Genomic DNA, 14,516 nt, shown 5'->3' with positions numbered 1-14,516 from the left:
GTGCCCCTCAACCTAGCTGGTGGACTCCGGGGGTGCCAACCCCGCCAGTTGCGTGATTTCAGCGACCATCCGTTCGGAATCGTTCACGATCAGATCGCTATCTGTCAGATCTGACACCCCGGCCGGGACGGTCTGGGCGTACGCATCATGCTCAGCTGGTTCAACCGGATAATCCTGCGGCGGTGTTCCACTTTTGCTGGCGATGAAGTCCTGCGCGTCAGCGCCGGTCAGGGCCGGCAGTGCAGCGGTTTCATTCAGCCGCACGGCCCGCAGGCCGCCGCATTGCCCAAGGCGACCGATACCGGCGCGTGTCCGGTCAATCGTCAGAACCTCGGTCCGGTCCAGACGCGCCCCGCGCAACGGCAGAATGTCCCCGATCCGCAGTCCGGATAGGTCGGACAGCGGCAACGACATGCGGCACAGCGCGGCGGTCAGTTCCGCCCGCATCACGCCCGAACACTGATCCATGCGCAGATCAGCCTTTTCCCCGGCATCTTCGGCCACGTCCGGGACGGCAGGATGTTCTGGCAGAAAGACCGAGATGCGGCCCTGCTGCTCTCCGTTCGCCAGATCGACGGTCAGTTCGAAAATGCGGTACGCCTCTTCCGTCATCGCCAGTGACAGGGTGCGCAAATCCTTGGCGCGCGAGGTAAATTCCAGCCCTGCAAGGCAAATCTGATCGCTTGAGGCGTCGAACAAAGCGGCGGAACCGGTCAACGCGGCTTCGATCAAGGGGGCCACGATGGCGGCGTCGGTATCCGTGAACGTGCGTGTGCCGGGATCTCCGGACAGGACCTGACCAATGGTCTGGGCCTGAACTATGGCCGAGACCACATTCGGGTTGAGACAGGCTGCGGCGCGCCCTTCAGGGCCGTCAAACACCAGCAGCAGCCAATCCTGCCCTGCGGCGTCCCCCGGCACCTCCTGCGACTGGTTGGATTGCTTTGCCCCGATAACCGCCAGCGGCAGGTTCAGCCGGTCGCCCGCAGCCCGTGCGAACCCAAGGCGCAGCGCCCGCAGAACCGAGCGCGGGCGATCCCCCAGATCCTTTTGCCCGACGGACAGTTTGCGCGCCAACGCGGCATTGACATCTTGTGACATGACGCCCGATCACCAATTGTTCCAGAACCTGGAAACCGGTTTACACCCTCGGGCGTTACCAAGTTCTTTATGGCCGCTTCACTGCGCCGCCTGCTGATAGGCCTGTGGCAGGCTGATCCGGAAGGCCGCGCCGCCCTGCCCCGGCAGATAGGTAATCTCACCCCCCAGCCGCTGCATGATTTCGCGGCAGATGGCCAGACCAAGCCCCGCTCCGCCAGCCTTGTCGCCGCCCACGCGGGCAAACTTTTCAAACACCATCGAACGCGCGCCCGGTGGGATGCCGCTGCCATTGTCGATGAAGTCGACGATGACCCGCCCGCCGACATCATGGGCGGAAATGACCAGCACCGGATCGTCCGCATCGCAATATTTCTGCGCGTTCGAGATCAGGTTGATGAACACCTGCCCCAACCGATCCAGATCCGTATGCAGGAAAATACGCTCGGCCGTGCGAGTCCGGCGGACGGTGATCTTTCGGTCCGCCCCGGCCAGAGCGCTGGGCACGGCGCGGTCCAGAACCGAGCGCAGGCTGTCATCGCTGAGATTAAGGCTGACCTGCCCGTTTTCAAGCACGCTCAGATCCAGCAGATCATCGAGCAGCCGGGTCAGGCGCAGGGCTTCGTCATGAATGATCGCGGCATAGCGGGTCTGCTCCTGGCGGCTGAGGCCATCGGTGTCGCGCATGATTTCCGAAAACGCCCGGATCGAGGTCATCGGCGTGCGCAATTCATGACTGACCTGACTCAGGAAGCTGTCCTTCTGTTCGGAAATCTGGGTGAGCTTCGCGTTGGCTTCGCGCAGCTGGCGTGCGGTTCGGCTGAGTTCGGAGGACTTTTCCTCGAGCTGGCCGGAATATTCCAGCAGCTGCGCGGATTCGTCTGCCACGGCCAGCAGATCCTCGACCGAAACCGACGATCCGCCCACGATCTGGCCGATCATCGCATGGGCCATGGCCGCGCCGACCGAGCCGCTGAGCTCGCGTTCCAGACGGTTCAGGAAACCCGGCGTCGGTTCCGGCAGGTGCGAACGGCCACCCTGTTTTTGCGCCTCGGCCTGAAAGAATTCCTGTGTGGGGCCGGTGCCCAGAATGCGCTGCGTCATGATCATCAGGTCTTCGCTTTGCGCCACTGACCCGGACCACCCGCGCGGCGCGACCGAGTGATCAAAGACGTTGACGAACTGCGCCCCTTGCAACCGTTCCAACGGGCTGGGAAAGCTGAGCAGGGACGCGACGCAGAAGGCAAGCGTGTTCAGGGACAAGGACCACATCACCGTATGCACCATCGGATCGATCCCTTCGATCCCGAACAGGGCATGAGGGCGCAGCCAGCCAAGGCCGAACAAGCCGTTTTGCAGCACGGTTTCGGGCATCCACGCGCCGCCCATTCCCGGCAGCAGCAGAGTGTATATCCACAGCACAAAGCCAACGGTCAGCCCGACCAGCGCCCCGGTCCGGGTCGCCCTGCGCCAGAACAGCCCCCCGACCAACGCTGGCAGAATCTGCGAGATACCGGCAAAGGCGATCAACCCGATCGAGGCCAGCGCCGCACCGCCCCCGGACAGCCGGTAGTAGAAAAAGCCCAGCGCGATGATGGCGGCAATGGAAACTCGGCGTGCCATCAGGACAATGTTGCGCACATCGCCCGATACTGAGCCGGTGCCTTCCTGCGTGTTCAGCCAGATGGGCATGACCACATGGTTCGACACCATTGTCGACAGGGCCATCGCACTAACGATGACCATCGAGGTAGCCGAGGAAAACCCGCCGATGAAGGACAGCATTGCCAGCCAGTCATTGCCCTGGGACAGCGGCACGGTCAGCACGAACAGGTCGGGGTTGGCGCCCTGGGGCAGCAGGTCCAGTCCGACCACGGCGATGGGCACGACAAACAGGCTCATGAACAGCAGGTAGAGCGGGAAAGCCCAGGCAGCGGTTCTGAGATGGCCTTCGTCATCGTTTTCCACCACCATCACCTGAAACATCCGGGGCAGGCAGATGAAGGCGGCGGCGGACAGAAAGATGAACGTCGTCCAGCGCCCGGCATCGACGTTCCACTGGCCGATTTCCGAGGCGTCGATCCGGTCCATCATCGGGCCAATTCCACCCGCGATCCCCCACACCACGAAAACGCCCACGGCGATCAGCGCAAACAGTTTGACAACGGCCTCGACCGCGATGGCCGTGACCACGCCATGGTGACGTTCGTTCACGTCCAGATTGCGGGTGCCGAACAGGATGGCAAACACGGCCAGTCCAGCCGCGACCCAGAACACGCTGGACCCTTCGCGGTAGAGGCCTGACGGGTCAGCCTCGGCAAAGATCGAGAATGACAGGGTAATGGATTGCAGTTGCAGCGCGATATAGGGCGTGCCGCCCAGCACCGCCAGAATGGTCACGCAGACCGCCAACGTGTTCGACTTGCCATACCGGGACGACAGCAGGTCGGCGATCGAGGTGACCCGCTGGCTGCGCCCGACGCGCACCAGCTTACGCAGCCCCCACCACCAGCCGACCATCACCAGCGTCGGACCGAGGTAGATGGTGACAAATTCCAGCCCCGACCGCGCGGCGTTGCCCACCGCGCCATAAAATGTCCAGGCGGTGCAATAGATCGACAGGGACAGCGTGTAGATCACGGGTGAACGCAACCATTTGCCGCGCCCGGCCGCAGCCATGCGATCCGCGGCGAAGGCCACCGCGAACAGGAACACGACATAGGCAAGGCAAACCAGAATCAGAACGTTTATGGTGGCCATCACTCAGCGCCCGTGTCCGATCCCTCGCGCGCGGCCATGCGACGGGCGGCCAGCCCAAAGACAAACCCGGCCAGGATCAGCGCGCCCCAGCAGAGGAATATGTAATACATCGCCGAAGACAAGGGCACCGCCGCATCCCCGCCAGACGGGTCTGGCCACAGCAACGGAAGGGCCAGCAGCGCCGCACCCAGAAAGGGCAAAATCCGGGCGGCATCCGTCAACCTGTGACGGCGATAGCTTTGACGTTCCAGAAAAAGCGAGGGGCGTGTGCCCGGTGGTTTGGTCTTGTTGCCCTCGCCGGACATCATAAGCGCGTCGCCTGCGCGTGAAGGTCACGCACGGCTGTCAGAACTTCGGCATTGGAAAACGGTTTGGTCATGAAGCGGCTGACGCCTGCGTTTTCAGCCATTTCCCGGTCGCGCGACTGACCCCGTGCGGTCAGCATCAGAACCGGCAAGCCTGCCAGTTCCTCCATTTTTCTGAGTTCCCGAAGGATATCCATACCGTTCTTGCCCGGCAGCATGACATCCAGAATGACCAGATCGGGCTGCGCCCCCTGGATCACCTGAACCGCATCCGTTCCGTCGCCATGCGTTTCGACCTGCCATCCCTCGCGCGACAGCAGGAACCGGATAGCCTCGGCGATGTTCGGTTCGTCCTCAATCAGCAGAACCTTTCGGCTCATATGTTCAGTTCCTCCCATAACCGGTCTTCCATCCCGAGACCGGTTCCCGCCAGATTAAGCGGTCTGTCATGAACGTGTCAAAAACCTTCGCTCAAAATCGACGGCTCGCGCCGGGACTTGCAATCGCGGTTTGGGCAGACACGGCAATTTGGCCCGACCTGAGTGACCGGCACCCCGTCTGACGGGTCCCTGACCGGGCGCACCACCATGACCGAGCGATAAGCCGGGTCCTGATCGTATCCCGACACCGCATGCGGCCAGGCATAAGCGACGCAGTCGAACACGGCCGAGGACCTTCCGGTCAGGACGACCTGCTTGCGCACAGGCACCAGCGGACGGCTGAGGGCCGTGAACAGCGGCCAGAGCGGGCAGACATCGCCGTGTCGGGGCAAGGTAAACCCCTGAATCGGCTTGAGAAACAGGATGCTTCCAGACGCATCGCACAGCACCATGCCGACCGGTTGTGACAGGATGCCATCTGGCAGAAAGGCCAGGCGCCTGAGGACGGTGGCAAAATCAACCGAGAACCGCTGCGCCAGTTCGATGGGGTTCGGATCACCCTGCTGAACAACCGCTTTGACGGCCTCCAGCGGCAGCGCCTGCGCGTCTGCGCGATAGATCCTGAGAACTTCGCGCGCGACGGTGCGCGCCGCCGAGGTATTGAGCCCGCTCAGGTCAACCGCGTCCACATCACCCCCGTCTTCCAGTTCGGAAATCGTGTAGGCGCGGGCTTCAAAGAAAGCTTCGACCGCTTCCAGGGGAACGGCACGTGGATCAACCGCCGAGTCGCTTTCGTCGAGGAAGGTCACCAGCGCCTTGGAACTGCCTGCCAGCCGTTCGGCATCCTGATGCAGGTTCTTGTGAAAACGCTCGCGCCATTCGGCCTCGATATCTTGGGTATCCGCAAGGATCGCGGCGGTCGAGCGTATCGCGGCGGCGGTTGACAGAACCTCGTGCATCGACGCGGCCAGTTGCGGGTCGTGCGTAAGGCGGTCGGACAGGGTTTCGACGTTCCGCTCCAAAGACACGACACGGCGATGCATTTGCGCCAGAACACCAGCCCAGCCGGGAAAACGCCCGGCGAATTCCTCGAGCCCGTCAACCTCGGCCTTCTGCCCGACCGCATCCTCGGCCGCCTCGCGCAGGGCGGAAACCAGAGTTGCCTCGATCCCCTGTGTCAGGACCGAAGGTTCAACGCCCAGCGCCGTCGCGATATCGACCAGCAATTTGCCCCCGATCCTGCGCCGATTGTGTTCGATCAGGTTCAGATAAGACGCCGATATTCCGGCCTGCCGCGCCAGTTCCGCCTGCCGCAGCCCGGCAATCTGCCGTCTTTCGCGAATGCGACTGCCTGTCAACGTGTCGCGCATGCTTACTTTCCCTGAATTCAGACCCGTCGAAATTCACTCTCGTTTTCAGATTATAGCATCTGTTTCCGCAGGTTAATCATTTCTTTTCAACCGGCATTTACAACTTTCACAAACTGGCGCAGACCACAGCATCTGTTTCGGGCGTCAATCTGGCGCAAGACATCGCATCCCCCCTTCATTTCCGCGCGCTTTCCCGGCACCATACAGGCATGAGCGACCCCGCCTTTGAATATGCGCCGATCGGGCTTGTTGAGCTGGAAAACCGGATCATCCGGCGCTGCAACCTGCAATTTGCCCGCACGTTTGGCGGAGAAGAAAACGACTATCGCAACATGCCGCTGTTGCACCTTTACCCTTCGGTCGCCGATTGGGAGAGGATCGGCGAACGCAGCCTGCAAGTGATGCGCGGCACCGGATATTACACGGATGAGCGCGTCATGCGCCGCCGTAGCGGGGATCTGTTCTGGTGCCGCGCCCGGGGCCGGTCGCTGACGCCCGACGACCCGTTCCGCCACGGTATCTGGAGCTTTTCCGACATATCCGAGGAACGACCGCTGGTTGAGCTGACCATCCGTGAACGCGAAGTGGCCATCCTGTCCTGCCGCGGCCTGTCGGCCAAGGAAATCGGAGCAGAGCTGGGCCTGAGTTACCGCACAATCGAGGCTTACCGCGCCCGTTTGCTTGAAAAATTCGGCGCACGAAAGCTGTCTGAACTGGTCGCCAAATTATCGGGGATGCCCCTGTGACGCGTTCGACCCCTTAAATTACGCGTGAAACGCATGCCAGATGGTGCGAGTCGGCGCTTTTCATGCACCGCCGCTTAGCCTATAACCCTGCGTAATTTGATCAGAGCCCGCAAGAAACAGACGGGCCAAAGGGGAACCGTCGAGGACACTCATGACAGACACCAAACACGAAGCGGATGTGGCATTCATCAAGGCTCTGGCCGAGTTGCTGCGCGAAAACGATCTGACCGAGTTGCAGGTCAAACGCGAATATGGCGAAGAAGACAGCCTGAACGTGCGCGTCAGCCGTATGACACAGACCGTGGCCGCTCCGGTTCAGATGGCTGTTCCTGCGGCAGCGCCCGCCCCTGCTGCGGCACCGGCTGCGGCCCCCGCGGCGGCCCCTGCTGCTGCCGAAGATCCGGCCAGCCATCCGGGCGCTGTCACCTCGCCCATGGTGGGCACGGTCTATATGCAGCCGGAACCCGGCGCGCCCGCGTTCATTTCCGTCGGCGCGACAGTGTCTGAAGGCGACACGCTGCTGATCGTCGAAGCGATGAAGACCATGAACCACATCCACGCCCCCAAATCGGGCACCGTCAAGCGCGTGCTGGTGGGCGATGGCGACGCTGTTGAGTTCGGCACTCCTCTGGTCATCATCGAGTAAGGCGGGCCCATGTTCGACAAGATCCTGATTGCCAACCGAGGCGAGATCGCCCTGCGCGTCATCCGCGCCGCGCGCGAGATGGGGATAAAGACGGTTGCCGTCCACTCCACCGCCGACAGCGACGCGATGCATGTGCGCATGGCGGACGAATCGGTCTGCATCGGCCCCCCGCCCAGCCCGCAAAGCTATCTGTCGGTGCCCGCGATCATTTCGGCCTGTGAGATCACTGGCGCGCAGGCGATCCATCCCGGCTATGGCTTTTTGTCCGAAAACGCCGAGTTCGTGCAGATCGTCGAAGATCACGGCATCACGTTCATCGGCCCCACCGCGGAACATATCCGCGTCATGGGCGACAAGATCACCGCCAAGGACACGATGAAGGCGCTGGGTGTGCCTTGCGTTCCCGGTTCGGACGGTGGCGTTCCCACGCTGGCCGACGCCAAGCGCATCGGTGAGGAATTCGGCTATCCTGTCATCATCAAAGCCACGGCTGGTGGCGGTGGGCGCGGCATGAAAGTCGCGATGAACGCGAAAGAGATGGAAAGCGCCTTCATGACTGCGCGCGCCGAAGGCAAGGCCGCCTTTGGCAATGACGAGGTCTATATCGAGAAATATCTGACCACGCCGCGCCATATCGAGATTCAGGTCTTTGGCGACGGCAAGGGCAATGCGGTGCATCTGGGCGAGCGCGATTGTTCGTTGCAGCGCCGTCACCAGAAGGTCTTTGAAGAGGCCCCCGGCCCCTGCATCACCGCCGAAGAGCGCGCCCGGATCGGCAAGATCTGCGCCGACGCAGTGGCCAAGATCAACTATATCGGCGCTGGCACCATCGAGTTCCTGTATGAAAAGGGCGAGTTCTATTTCATCGAGATGAACACTCGCCTGCAGGTGGAACACCCGGTCACCGAAGGGATCTTTGGCGTCGATCTGGTGCGCGAACAAATTTTGGTCGCAGCGGGTGAACCGATGTCATTCGGTCAGGACGATCTGAAGATCAACGGTCACGCCATCGAGGTTCGGATCAACGCGGAAAAGCTGCCGAATTTTTCGCCCTGCCCCGGCAAGATCACGGCCTATCACGCGCCGGGCGGTCTGGGCGTGCGGATGGATTCGGCGCTTTATGACGGCTATTCGATCCCGCCCTATTACGACTCGCTGATTGGCAAGCTGATCGTGCAGGGCCGCGACCGGGCCGAGGCGCTGGCGCGTCTTCAACGCGCGCTGGGAGAGTTGATCGTCGACGGTATCGACACCACCGTGCCCCTGTTCCACGCCCTGTTGCAGGAGCCCGATCTGCACAGCGGCGAGTACAACATCCACTGGCTGGAGCGCTGGCTTGCGGAGAACATGGAAAAATAAGGGCCAAGTGCCAGAGGGCCCGCGCCCTCTGGTCGCCCTATCACCGGCATGAGCCTGACCCCAGAACTGCTGCTGCACGGGTATTCCATCGGTATTTTCCCGATGGCCGAACACCGCGACGATCCTGAACTGTTCTGGGTTGATCCCAAGTTTCGCGGGATATTTCCGCTGGACGGGTTCCACATTTCGCGCAGCCTTGCGCGCCGCATCCGGAACTGCGGGTTCGAGATTTCAATCAATCGGGATTTCTCCGGCGTTGTTGATGGGTGCGCTGACCGGTCCGACACCTGGATCAACGCGGAACTGCACGCCCTTTATCGCCAGTTGCACCAATCCGGTCATGCGCATTCACTGGAAGTCTGGGACGGAGCGGCGCTGGTGGGCGGCGTATATGGTGTGACGCTGGGGGCCGCGTTCTTTGGCGAAAGCATGTTTTCGCGCCGCACGGATGCCTCCAAAATCGCGCTCGCCTATCTTGTGGACCGGTTGCGGCAAACCGGCTTTCACCTGTTTGACACGCAGTTCCTGACCGCGCATCTGGCATCCCTTGGGGCGATCGAAATCCCGCGTGGCGCTTACAAGAAAGAACTGGAAGAAGCCCTGAACCAGAGCGCCTATTTTGCTACGCCGATCACTCAGTCCGCAGAAGGCGTGATACAACGGATGACCCAAACGTCATACCGCGCGTGATCCAGCGCATTCAGCGCCGGAGAGGTCGCAATCATCCAACCGTCAAACAGCTGATCCGCTTTGCCCGTTTCCCAAATGGTCAGATAGGCGAAGGCATCGCCTGTCGGGTTATCCACCGGATACCGGCAATCCCCCAGCGCCACATCCAGCCCGAACACAGCTTCGGTCTGACCTGTCTGCAATTCGATATCAACCGTCTGGCCACTGACTTTGTCGAGCCCGCGCAGCATGGCGCCGGGGCCAGAGTTGACTTTCTGCTGCGCGGCGGCGCCGGTTCCAGCCAGCAACAGGGCAATCAGGGCGGCGCGCATCATTCGCCGCCATCTCCGGCTACGAACTTGACCAGCAGCGAGATCAGGCTGACCGCACCCTGGGTATCCTGAATCTCGTCTCCGGGTTCAAAAAAGAAGGGCGAACCGCCAGGCATGACTTCGACAAAGTTTCCACCCAACAGCCCTTCGGACGAGATCACGATGGCGCTGTCATCGGGTACAAGAACGCCTTCGGCAACAGAGAATGTCGTGTCGGCACGATAGGTGTCCGGGTTCAGCTTGACCCCGGTAACGGTGCCGATTTTCACACCGGCAAGACGGACATCCGTGCCGACGCCAACCCCTTCCAGCGACCGGAACGAGGCGCCCAACTCATAGCCCGCAGCACCTTGCGACAGGCCGGTTGATTGGCTGGCATAGACGCCAAACGCAATGGCACCGGCCAAAACGACGCCTCCGACAAGAACTTCGGTCCAGTTATGGGTCGACATCTTCGCCTCGTTTATTCCGGGCTCCAGGCCTCGTAATCCCTGCGCTCAACCGGCTTGGCCCGCCGCAGCGACCCGGCAGGCGCATAGGCCAGCGCCGTACCTGTCAGGTTCTCCTGATGCGGTTTTTCCCAGGCTTTGTGCGGCAGCGGTTTGTCGGTCGGGGGTTCGTCCCAGGTGCGGTGCAACCAGCCGTGCCATTCGGGGTCAACCCGGCTGGCTTCGGCCTCGCCATTGAAAATCACCCAGCGCCTGCTGTCGTCGGCGGTGCGATAAAACACATTGCCTTCATTGTCTTCGCCCACTTTCACACCCTTGCGCGCCGTATAAAGCTGCGTGTTCAGTGTTGACCCGTTCCACCAGGTCACGGCTCGTAAAAGACTGTTCAGGATTCCCATCGGCTGCCTCCGGCATTTCGGTCGAGAGAAGGTATGGACCAAAGGCTCGCCAAGGTCCAGTGCCCCTTGGGCTTCCAGTGTTACTGCCGCAGGATGGCGGTCACTTCGATCTCGATCCGGTACTTCGGATCAATCAAACCGCATTCGATCATCGTCGCAGCCGGTGGATTGGCGCCAAACGTCTCGGCCAGAACCGGCCAGCACTGCGCGAACTCATTGCGGTCCGGCAACATGTAGGTGACCCGAACCACATCTTCAAAACCCGCGCCCGCCTCAGCCAGTGCCTTGCCGATGACATCCAGCGCAGACCGGCATTGCGCCACCACGCCCTCGCCCTGCCCGACGGTCCCGGCGACATGAACCCAGCCGCCCGCAACCACTGCACGGCAATAGCCGACTTTCGCCTCAAACTCACCGCCCGAAGAAATGCGCTTCACTGTCATAACCCGTCACCTTTGTTGTTCGAAAACTTGCTTAAGCTCCCGCCGCCTGACCGCGCATGCCTTCGCGAGCGAGCGACGGATCCCCAGCTTCATCTGGCTATAAATATCCCGGGGGAGATGCCCGAAGGGCAGCGGGGGCAGAGCCCCCTGAACCTGTTCAACTGAAGTCCCGCCGCCGCGAAATGACCGGCCTCAACCAGCCGAGGCCGATTCCTTGGCCGCATCGGCATAGATGAACAGCGGCTGCGCGTCGGACATCACCGCCTCTTCGTTCACCACAACCTCGCTGACATTTTTCATGCCCGGCAGTTCGAACATGGTGTCCAGCAGGATATCCTCGAGAATTGACCGCAGGCCGCGCGCACCGGTTTTGCGCTCGATGGCTTTCTTGGCAATCGCCTTCAGCGCGTCATCGGTGAAGCCCAGCTCAACATCTTCCAGCTCGAACAGGCGCTGGTATTGCTTGACCAGGGCGTTCTTCGGCTTGGTCAGGATGGTGACCAGTGCTTCCTCGTCCAGATCCTCCAGCGTTGCCAGAACCGGCAAACGGCCCACGAATTCCGGGATCAGGCCGAATTTCAGCAGATCTTCAGGTTCCAGATCCTTGAAGATCTCGCCCACGCCGCGCTCGTCATTGTCACGCACATCGGCGCCAAAACCCATGGCCGAGCCCTTGCCGCGTTGTGCAATGATCCGGTCCAGACCCGCAAAAGCGCCGCCACAGATGAACAGGATGTTCGTGGTATCCACTTGCAGGAATTCCTGCTGCGGGTGTTTGCGGCCGCCCTGCGGCGGAACGCTGGCCACGGTGCCTTCCATCAGTTTCAGCAGCGCCTGCTGTACGCCTTCACCGGACACGTCGCGCGTGATCGACGGGTTCTCGGATTTGCGGGTGATCTTGTCGACCTCGTCGATATAGACGATGCCGCGCTGCGCGCGTTCGACATTGTATTCGCTGGCCTGCAACAGCTTGAGAATGATGTTCTCAACATCCTCACCCACGTAGCCGGCTTCGGTCAGCGTTGTGGCATCGGCCATGGTAAAGGGAACATCCAGTATCCGGGCCAGCGTTTGCGCAAGCAATGTCTTGCCACAGCCGGTGGGGCCGATCAGCAGAATATTGGATTTCGCCAGTTCGATATCATTGCCCGCTTTCTGGGCGTGGTTCAGACGTTTGTAGTGGTTGTGGACCGCGACCGACAGGACGCGTTTTGCGGTGGCTTGACCGATCACATAATCGTCCAGCACCTCGCAGATATCCTTGGGCGTCGGAACGCCGTCCGAAGACTTCAGCCCGCTGGCCTTTGTCTCTTCGCGGATGATGTCCATGCAAAGTTCGACACATTCATCACAGATGAAAACGGTCGGGCCTGCGATCAGCTTGCGCACCTCATGCTGGCTTTTGCCGCAGAAGCTGCAGTAGAGCGTGTTTTTCCCGTCACCGCCTGAATTCGTCGCCATGATCTACCTTTCGGGCCTCATCCCAGCACCCCCGGCGGGGATGCGTTTTCGCCTGTTCGTGCAGCTTAGGCCAGCGCTTTGGCCGCTACAATCTCAAAATGGTTCCTGCACCGGTGGTGCAGGCTCCGAAACTCAGACCTCATCCGCGTCCATTTTTGCGCGATTTTCCACGATCTCGTCGATGTGGCCCCATTCCTTGGCCTCTTCCGGACTCATGAAATTGTCACGGTCCAGCGCTTTTTCAACTGCCTTTTTTGTCTGCCCGGTATGACGCACATAGATGTCATAAAGGCGATCCTTGAGCTTTTGCGTCTCGGCCGCGTGGATCATGATATCGCTGGCCTGACCCTGATATCCGCCGCTGGGCTGGTGCACCATGATCCGGCTGTTGGGCAGCGAAAAGCGCATTCCTTTCTCACCACCGGCCAGCAGAACCGATCCCATCGAGGCCGCCTGACCGATCACCAATGTGGAACATTTCGGCTTGATATACTGCATTGTATCGTAAATCGACAAACCGCTGGTCACCACGCCACCGGGCGAGTTGATGTAGATCGAGATTTCCTTGTTGGGGTTTTCCGCCTCAAGGTGCAGCAGCTGCGCCACAATCAGATGGCTCATGCCATCGTGAATCGGGCCGTTGATGAAGATGATCCGCTCTTTCAGCAGGCGGGAGAAAATATCATACGCGCGCTCGCCCCGGCTGGTCTGTTCAACGACCATGGGAACAAGCGTATTCATGTAGGTATCTACGGGATCGAACATTCGTAACCTGCCTGTTTTGCTGTGGATCGGGACATTATCCCAACAAGTGTTACCTGAGTCTTAGTGTTGGCTCCGGGGGGCTGCAAGGGGGTGTCGGTGAGAACGCGGAATGAATGTGGATCGCCGTCAATAAGATTGTCACACCTGCCGCTGTCCCGCAGCAGCACCCTATCCATGATTGCGCCCCGCTAAAGGGGCTGCGGGGAAAACGGCTGCGGGTTCCCCTTTTTTCATCACGGTTTTTTGATTCATACATATAGCAATAATTGATCGAAACATGTACTGAAGTGGCTCGCAGGCGACGAGCTTTACGTTACGGAAACTACGCCCGGTCAACGGGTTCACAAGGAACACATTCGATGGCACTTCCACAGCTGTCTCAGGACATGTCGCAACACGACCTGGATCGTATGGTCGATAATGCGACACGCGCGTCCAACTTCCTCAAGGCAATCAGTCACGAAGGCCGACTGATGATCCTGTGTCACCTGGTGTCCGGTGAGAAATCTGTTACCGAGTTGGAAGAGCTGTTGTCCGCCAGACAAGCCGCTGTTTCGCAACAGCTTTCCCGCCTGCGTCTGGAGGGGCTTGTGATACCGCGCAGAGAGGGCAAAACCATCTTCTACCGGTTGGCCGATGACCGCCCGCGCCGGATGCTTGAAGTGGTGTACGAGCTGTTCTGCGGTGAGGACAAAGGCTAGCTCTGGCTTGGTGTCGAGAAAGGTGCTACCGAATCCGTATCGAGCACTGAGGAGACACACATGATCCGCGTAATTCTGATTGGCCTGAGCCTGTTTGCACTGACCGCCTGCGAAACCGCCAAAGGCGCGGGCAAAGATATCGAAAAGGCCGGGGATGCAATCCAGAACGCAGCTTCGGACGTGCAGGAAAGCCTGTAAGCGCGCTTATCTTGCGGGCGAGCCGGACATTAACGCAATATATGGTTGAAGATTGCGCCCACACGCAGTAGTCTAGCCCTACAGGTGCATAGACGCGGCATTGCATATCTGACACTAAATCGGGGCTCTTTCGCGCACGCAGAAGAGCCCCGTTCCCGTTCGGCAGGGGTGAGTGGTAGCCTGTATGAAACCGAATTTCGGCATAAGAAAAGGCGTCAGGTGCGCAGACGCGGTCTTTGCATGTACCCTTACGGATACGCCCTGACGCCTTACCGGGTCGACGCACCCCGAGGAGCACTCCGATCCAGTCGCCCCAGCCCCCTGAGAGACTGTAGCCGCCGCTTTGTCCCCTAAGGTCCATCGCGGCATGCATTGGCCGTCTGAGAAGATGGTCACCCGACTTGGGTCTGAGACCCATATCTGGCTGATCACCCAC

At 60.6% G+C, this 14,516-nt stretch carries 17 protein-coding genes; 6 read left to right on the top strand and 11 right to left on the bottom strand.

Annotated features, from left to right (window positions below; genetic code table 11):
- Nucleotides 1-12 precede the first annotated feature (12 nt).
- The 5 genes from ACR0M3_RS17430 to ACR0M3_RS17410 form a co-directional block, all read right to left on the bottom strand.
- Nucleotides 13-1,101 carry a FliM/FliN family flagellar motor C-terminal domain-containing protein gene (locus tag ACR0M3_RS17430; RefSeq protein WP_480911874.1) on the bottom strand — a complete coding sequence of 363 codons (1,089 nt, stop codon included), beginning with the start codon at nt 1,099-1,101 and terminating at the stop codon, nt 13-15.
- Nucleotides 1,102-1,179: 78 nt separating this feature from the next.
- Complete coding sequence (locus ACR0M3_RS17425; protein WP_267364699.1) at nt 1,180-3,858, bottom strand: sensor histidine kinase; 2,679 nt, start codon at nt 3,856-3,858, stop codon at nt 1,180-1,182.
- The gene (locus tag ACR0M3_RS17420; protein ID WP_209505761.1) at nt 3,858-4,166 is read right to left on the bottom strand and encodes a hypothetical protein; all 309 of its coding nucleotides are present in this window, start codon (nt 4,164-4,166) and stop codon (nt 3,858-3,860) included. Before ACR0M3_RS17420 ends, ACR0M3_RS17425 begins: the two co-directional genes overlap by 1 nt.
- Nucleotides 4,163-4,543: a response regulator transcription factor gene (locus ACR0M3_RS17415; protein WP_480484506.1), complete on the bottom strand. Its 381-nt coding sequence runs from the start codon at nt 4,541-4,543 to the stop codon at nt 4,163-4,165. The genes ACR0M3_RS17420 and ACR0M3_RS17415 overlap by 4 nt, the downstream gene beginning before the upstream one ends.
- A gap of 77 nt (nt 4,544-4,620) precedes the next feature.
- Nucleotides 4,621-5,913 (bottom strand): helix-turn-helix domain-containing protein, encoded by a 1,293-nt coding sequence (locus ACR0M3_RS17410; protein ID WP_480911871.1) that lies wholly within the window; start codon nt 5,911-5,913, stop codon nt 4,621-4,623.
- A 209-nt stretch (nt 5,914-6,122) separates the two neighbouring features.
- Here ACR0M3_RS17410 and ACR0M3_RS17405 point away from each other — a divergent pair, with 209 nt between their 5' ends.
- From ACR0M3_RS17405 to aat, 4 genes are all read left to right on the top strand, one after another.
- Nucleotides 6,123-6,659: a LuxR C-terminal-related transcriptional regulator gene (locus tag ACR0M3_RS17405; protein ID WP_209505755.1), complete on the top strand. Its 537-nt coding sequence runs from the start codon at nt 6,123-6,125 to the stop codon at nt 6,657-6,659.
- 151 nt (nt 6,660-6,810) lie between these two features.
- Nucleotides 6,811-7,305 (top strand): acetyl-CoA carboxylase biotin carboxyl carrier protein, encoded by a 495-nt coding sequence (gene accB, locus ACR0M3_RS17400; protein ID WP_267364694.1) that lies wholly within the window; start codon nt 6,811-6,813, stop codon nt 7,303-7,305.
- A 9-nt stretch (nt 7,306-7,314) separates the two neighbouring features.
- The gene (accC, locus tag ACR0M3_RS17395) at nt 7,315-8,664 is read left to right on the top strand and encodes an acetyl-CoA carboxylase biotin carboxylase subunit (protein ID WP_209505751.1); all 1,350 of its coding nucleotides are present in this window, start codon (nt 7,315-7,317) and stop codon (nt 8,662-8,664) included.
- A 48-nt stretch (nt 8,665-8,712) separates the two neighbouring features.
- A complete protein-coding gene (gene aat, locus ACR0M3_RS17390; protein WP_480911869.1) occupies nt 8,713-9,354 on the top strand; it encodes a leucyl/phenylalanyl-tRNA--protein transferase in 642 nt (213 codons plus the stop codon).
- On the opposite strand, the gene ACR0M3_RS17385 is transcribed toward aat, so the two are convergent.
- From ACR0M3_RS17385 to ACR0M3_RS17360, 6 genes are all read right to left on the bottom strand, one after another.
- A complete protein-coding gene (locus tag ACR0M3_RS17385; RefSeq protein ID WP_480488407.1) occupies nt 9,300-9,668 on the bottom strand; it encodes a DUF2155 domain-containing protein in 369 nt (122 codons plus the stop codon). The genes aat and ACR0M3_RS17385 overlap by 55 nt on opposite strands.
- Entirely contained in the window at nt 9,665-10,117 is a 453-nt protein-coding gene (gene mlaD / locus ACR0M3_RS17380; protein ID WP_480488409.1) for an outer membrane lipid asymmetry maintenance protein MlaD, read from the bottom strand. The genes ACR0M3_RS17385 and mlaD overlap by 4 nt, the downstream gene beginning before the upstream one ends.
- A gap of 11 nt (nt 10,118-10,128) precedes the next feature.
- Nucleotides 10,129-10,512 carry an NADH:ubiquinone oxidoreductase subunit NDUFA12 gene (locus ACR0M3_RS17375; RefSeq protein WP_267364687.1) on the bottom strand — a complete coding sequence of 128 codons (384 nt, stop codon included), beginning with the start codon at nt 10,510-10,512 and terminating at the stop codon, nt 10,129-10,131.
- 80 nt (nt 10,513-10,592) lie between these two features.
- A complete protein-coding gene (locus ACR0M3_RS17370) occupies nt 10,593-10,955 on the bottom strand; it encodes a RidA family protein (RefSeq protein ID WP_480911866.1) in 363 nt (120 codons plus the stop codon).
- Nucleotides 10,956-11,147: 192 nt separating this feature from the next.
- Entirely contained in the window at nt 11,148-12,416 is a 1,269-nt protein-coding gene (clpX, locus tag ACR0M3_RS17365; protein WP_209505741.1) for an ATP-dependent Clp protease ATP-binding subunit ClpX, read from the bottom strand.
- Nucleotides 12,417-12,548: 132 nt separating this feature from the next.
- Complete coding sequence (locus ACR0M3_RS17360) at nt 12,549-13,181, bottom strand: ATP-dependent Clp protease proteolytic subunit (RefSeq protein WP_480484514.1); 633 nt, start codon at nt 13,179-13,181, stop codon at nt 12,549-12,551.
- 359 nt (nt 13,182-13,540) lie between these two features.
- Between ACR0M3_RS17360 and ACR0M3_RS17355 the strand changes: the two genes are divergently transcribed.
- Both ACR0M3_RS17355 and ACR0M3_RS17350 read left to right on the top strand, forming a co-directional pair.
- Complete coding sequence (locus tag ACR0M3_RS17355; RefSeq protein WP_480473625.1) at nt 13,541-13,882, top strand: ArsR/SmtB family transcription factor; 342 nt, start codon at nt 13,541-13,543, stop codon at nt 13,880-13,882.
- A gap of 60 nt (nt 13,883-13,942) precedes the next feature.
- On the top strand, nt 13,943-14,080 hold the full coding sequence (locus tag ACR0M3_RS17350; RefSeq protein WP_209505735.1) for an entericidin A/B family lipoprotein: 138 nt from the start codon (nt 13,943-13,945) through the stop codon (nt 14,078-14,080).
- The last annotated feature ends 436 nt before the right edge of the window (nt 14,081-14,516 follow it).

Source organism: Ruegeria sp. O5 (assembly GCF_056535105.1).
Note: the sequence above shows the minus strand (reverse complement) of the source record. Positions and strands in the feature narration are given on the sequence as shown.

Excerpts from the sequence above, each read along its gene's own strand:
- ACR0M3_RS17430 (WP_480911874.1), bottom strand. The coding sequence starts at position 1,101 with ATGTCACAAGATGTCAATGCCGCGTTGGCGCGCAAACTGTCCGTCGGG.
- ACR0M3_RS17425 (WP_267364699.1), bottom strand. The coding sequence starts at position 3,858 with ATGGCCACCATAAACGTTCTGATTCTGGTTTGCCTTGCCTATGTCGTG.
- ACR0M3_RS17420 (WP_209505761.1), bottom strand. The coding sequence starts at position 4,166 with ATGATGTCCGGCGAGGGCAACAAGACCAAACCACCGGGCACACGCCCC.
- ACR0M3_RS17415 (WP_480484506.1), bottom strand. The coding sequence starts at position 4,543 with ATGAGCCGAAAGGTTCTGCTGATTGAGGACGAACCGAACATCGCCGAG.
- ACR0M3_RS17410 (WP_480911871.1), bottom strand. The coding sequence starts at position 5,913 with ATGCGCGACACGTTGACAGGCAGTCGCATTCGCGAAAGACGGCAGATT.
- ACR0M3_RS17405 (WP_209505755.1), top strand. The coding sequence starts at position 6,123 with ATGAGCGACCCCGCCTTTGAATATGCGCCGATCGGGCTTGTTGAGCTG.
- accB (WP_267364694.1), top strand. The coding sequence starts at position 6,811 with ATGACAGACACCAAACACGAAGCGGATGTGGCATTCATCAAGGCTCTG.
- accC (WP_209505751.1), top strand. The coding sequence starts at position 7,315 with ATGTTCGACAAGATCCTGATTGCCAACCGAGGCGAGATCGCCCTGCGC.
- aat (WP_480911869.1), top strand. The coding sequence starts at position 8,713 with ATGAGCCTGACCCCAGAACTGCTGCTGCACGGGTATTCCATCGGTATT.
- ACR0M3_RS17385 (WP_480488407.1), bottom strand. The coding sequence starts at position 9,668 with ATGATGCGCGCCGCCCTGATTGCCCTGTTGCTGGCTGGAACCGGCGCC.
- mlaD (WP_480488409.1), bottom strand. The coding sequence starts at position 10,117 with ATGTCGACCCATAACTGGACCGAAGTTCTTGTCGGAGGCGTCGTTTTG.
- ACR0M3_RS17375 (WP_267364687.1), bottom strand. The coding sequence starts at position 10,512 with ATGGGAATCCTGAACAGTCTTTTACGAGCCGTGACCTGGTGGAACGGG.
- ACR0M3_RS17370 (WP_480911866.1), bottom strand. The coding sequence starts at position 10,955 with ATGACAGTGAAGCGCATTTCTTCGGGCGGTGAGTTTGAGGCGAAAGTC.
- clpX (WP_209505741.1), bottom strand. The coding sequence starts at position 12,416 with ATGGCGACGAATTCAGGCGGTGACGGGAAAAACACGCTCTACTGCAGC.
- ACR0M3_RS17360 (WP_480484514.1), bottom strand. The coding sequence starts at position 13,181 with ATGTTCGATCCCGTAGATACCTACATGAATACGCTTGTTCCCATGGTC.
- ACR0M3_RS17355 (WP_480473625.1), top strand. The coding sequence starts at position 13,541 with ATGGCACTTCCACAGCTGTCTCAGGACATGTCGCAACACGACCTGGAT.
- ACR0M3_RS17350 (WP_209505735.1), top strand. The coding sequence starts at position 13,943 with ATGATCCGCGTAATTCTGATTGGCCTGAGCCTGTTTGCACTGACCGCC.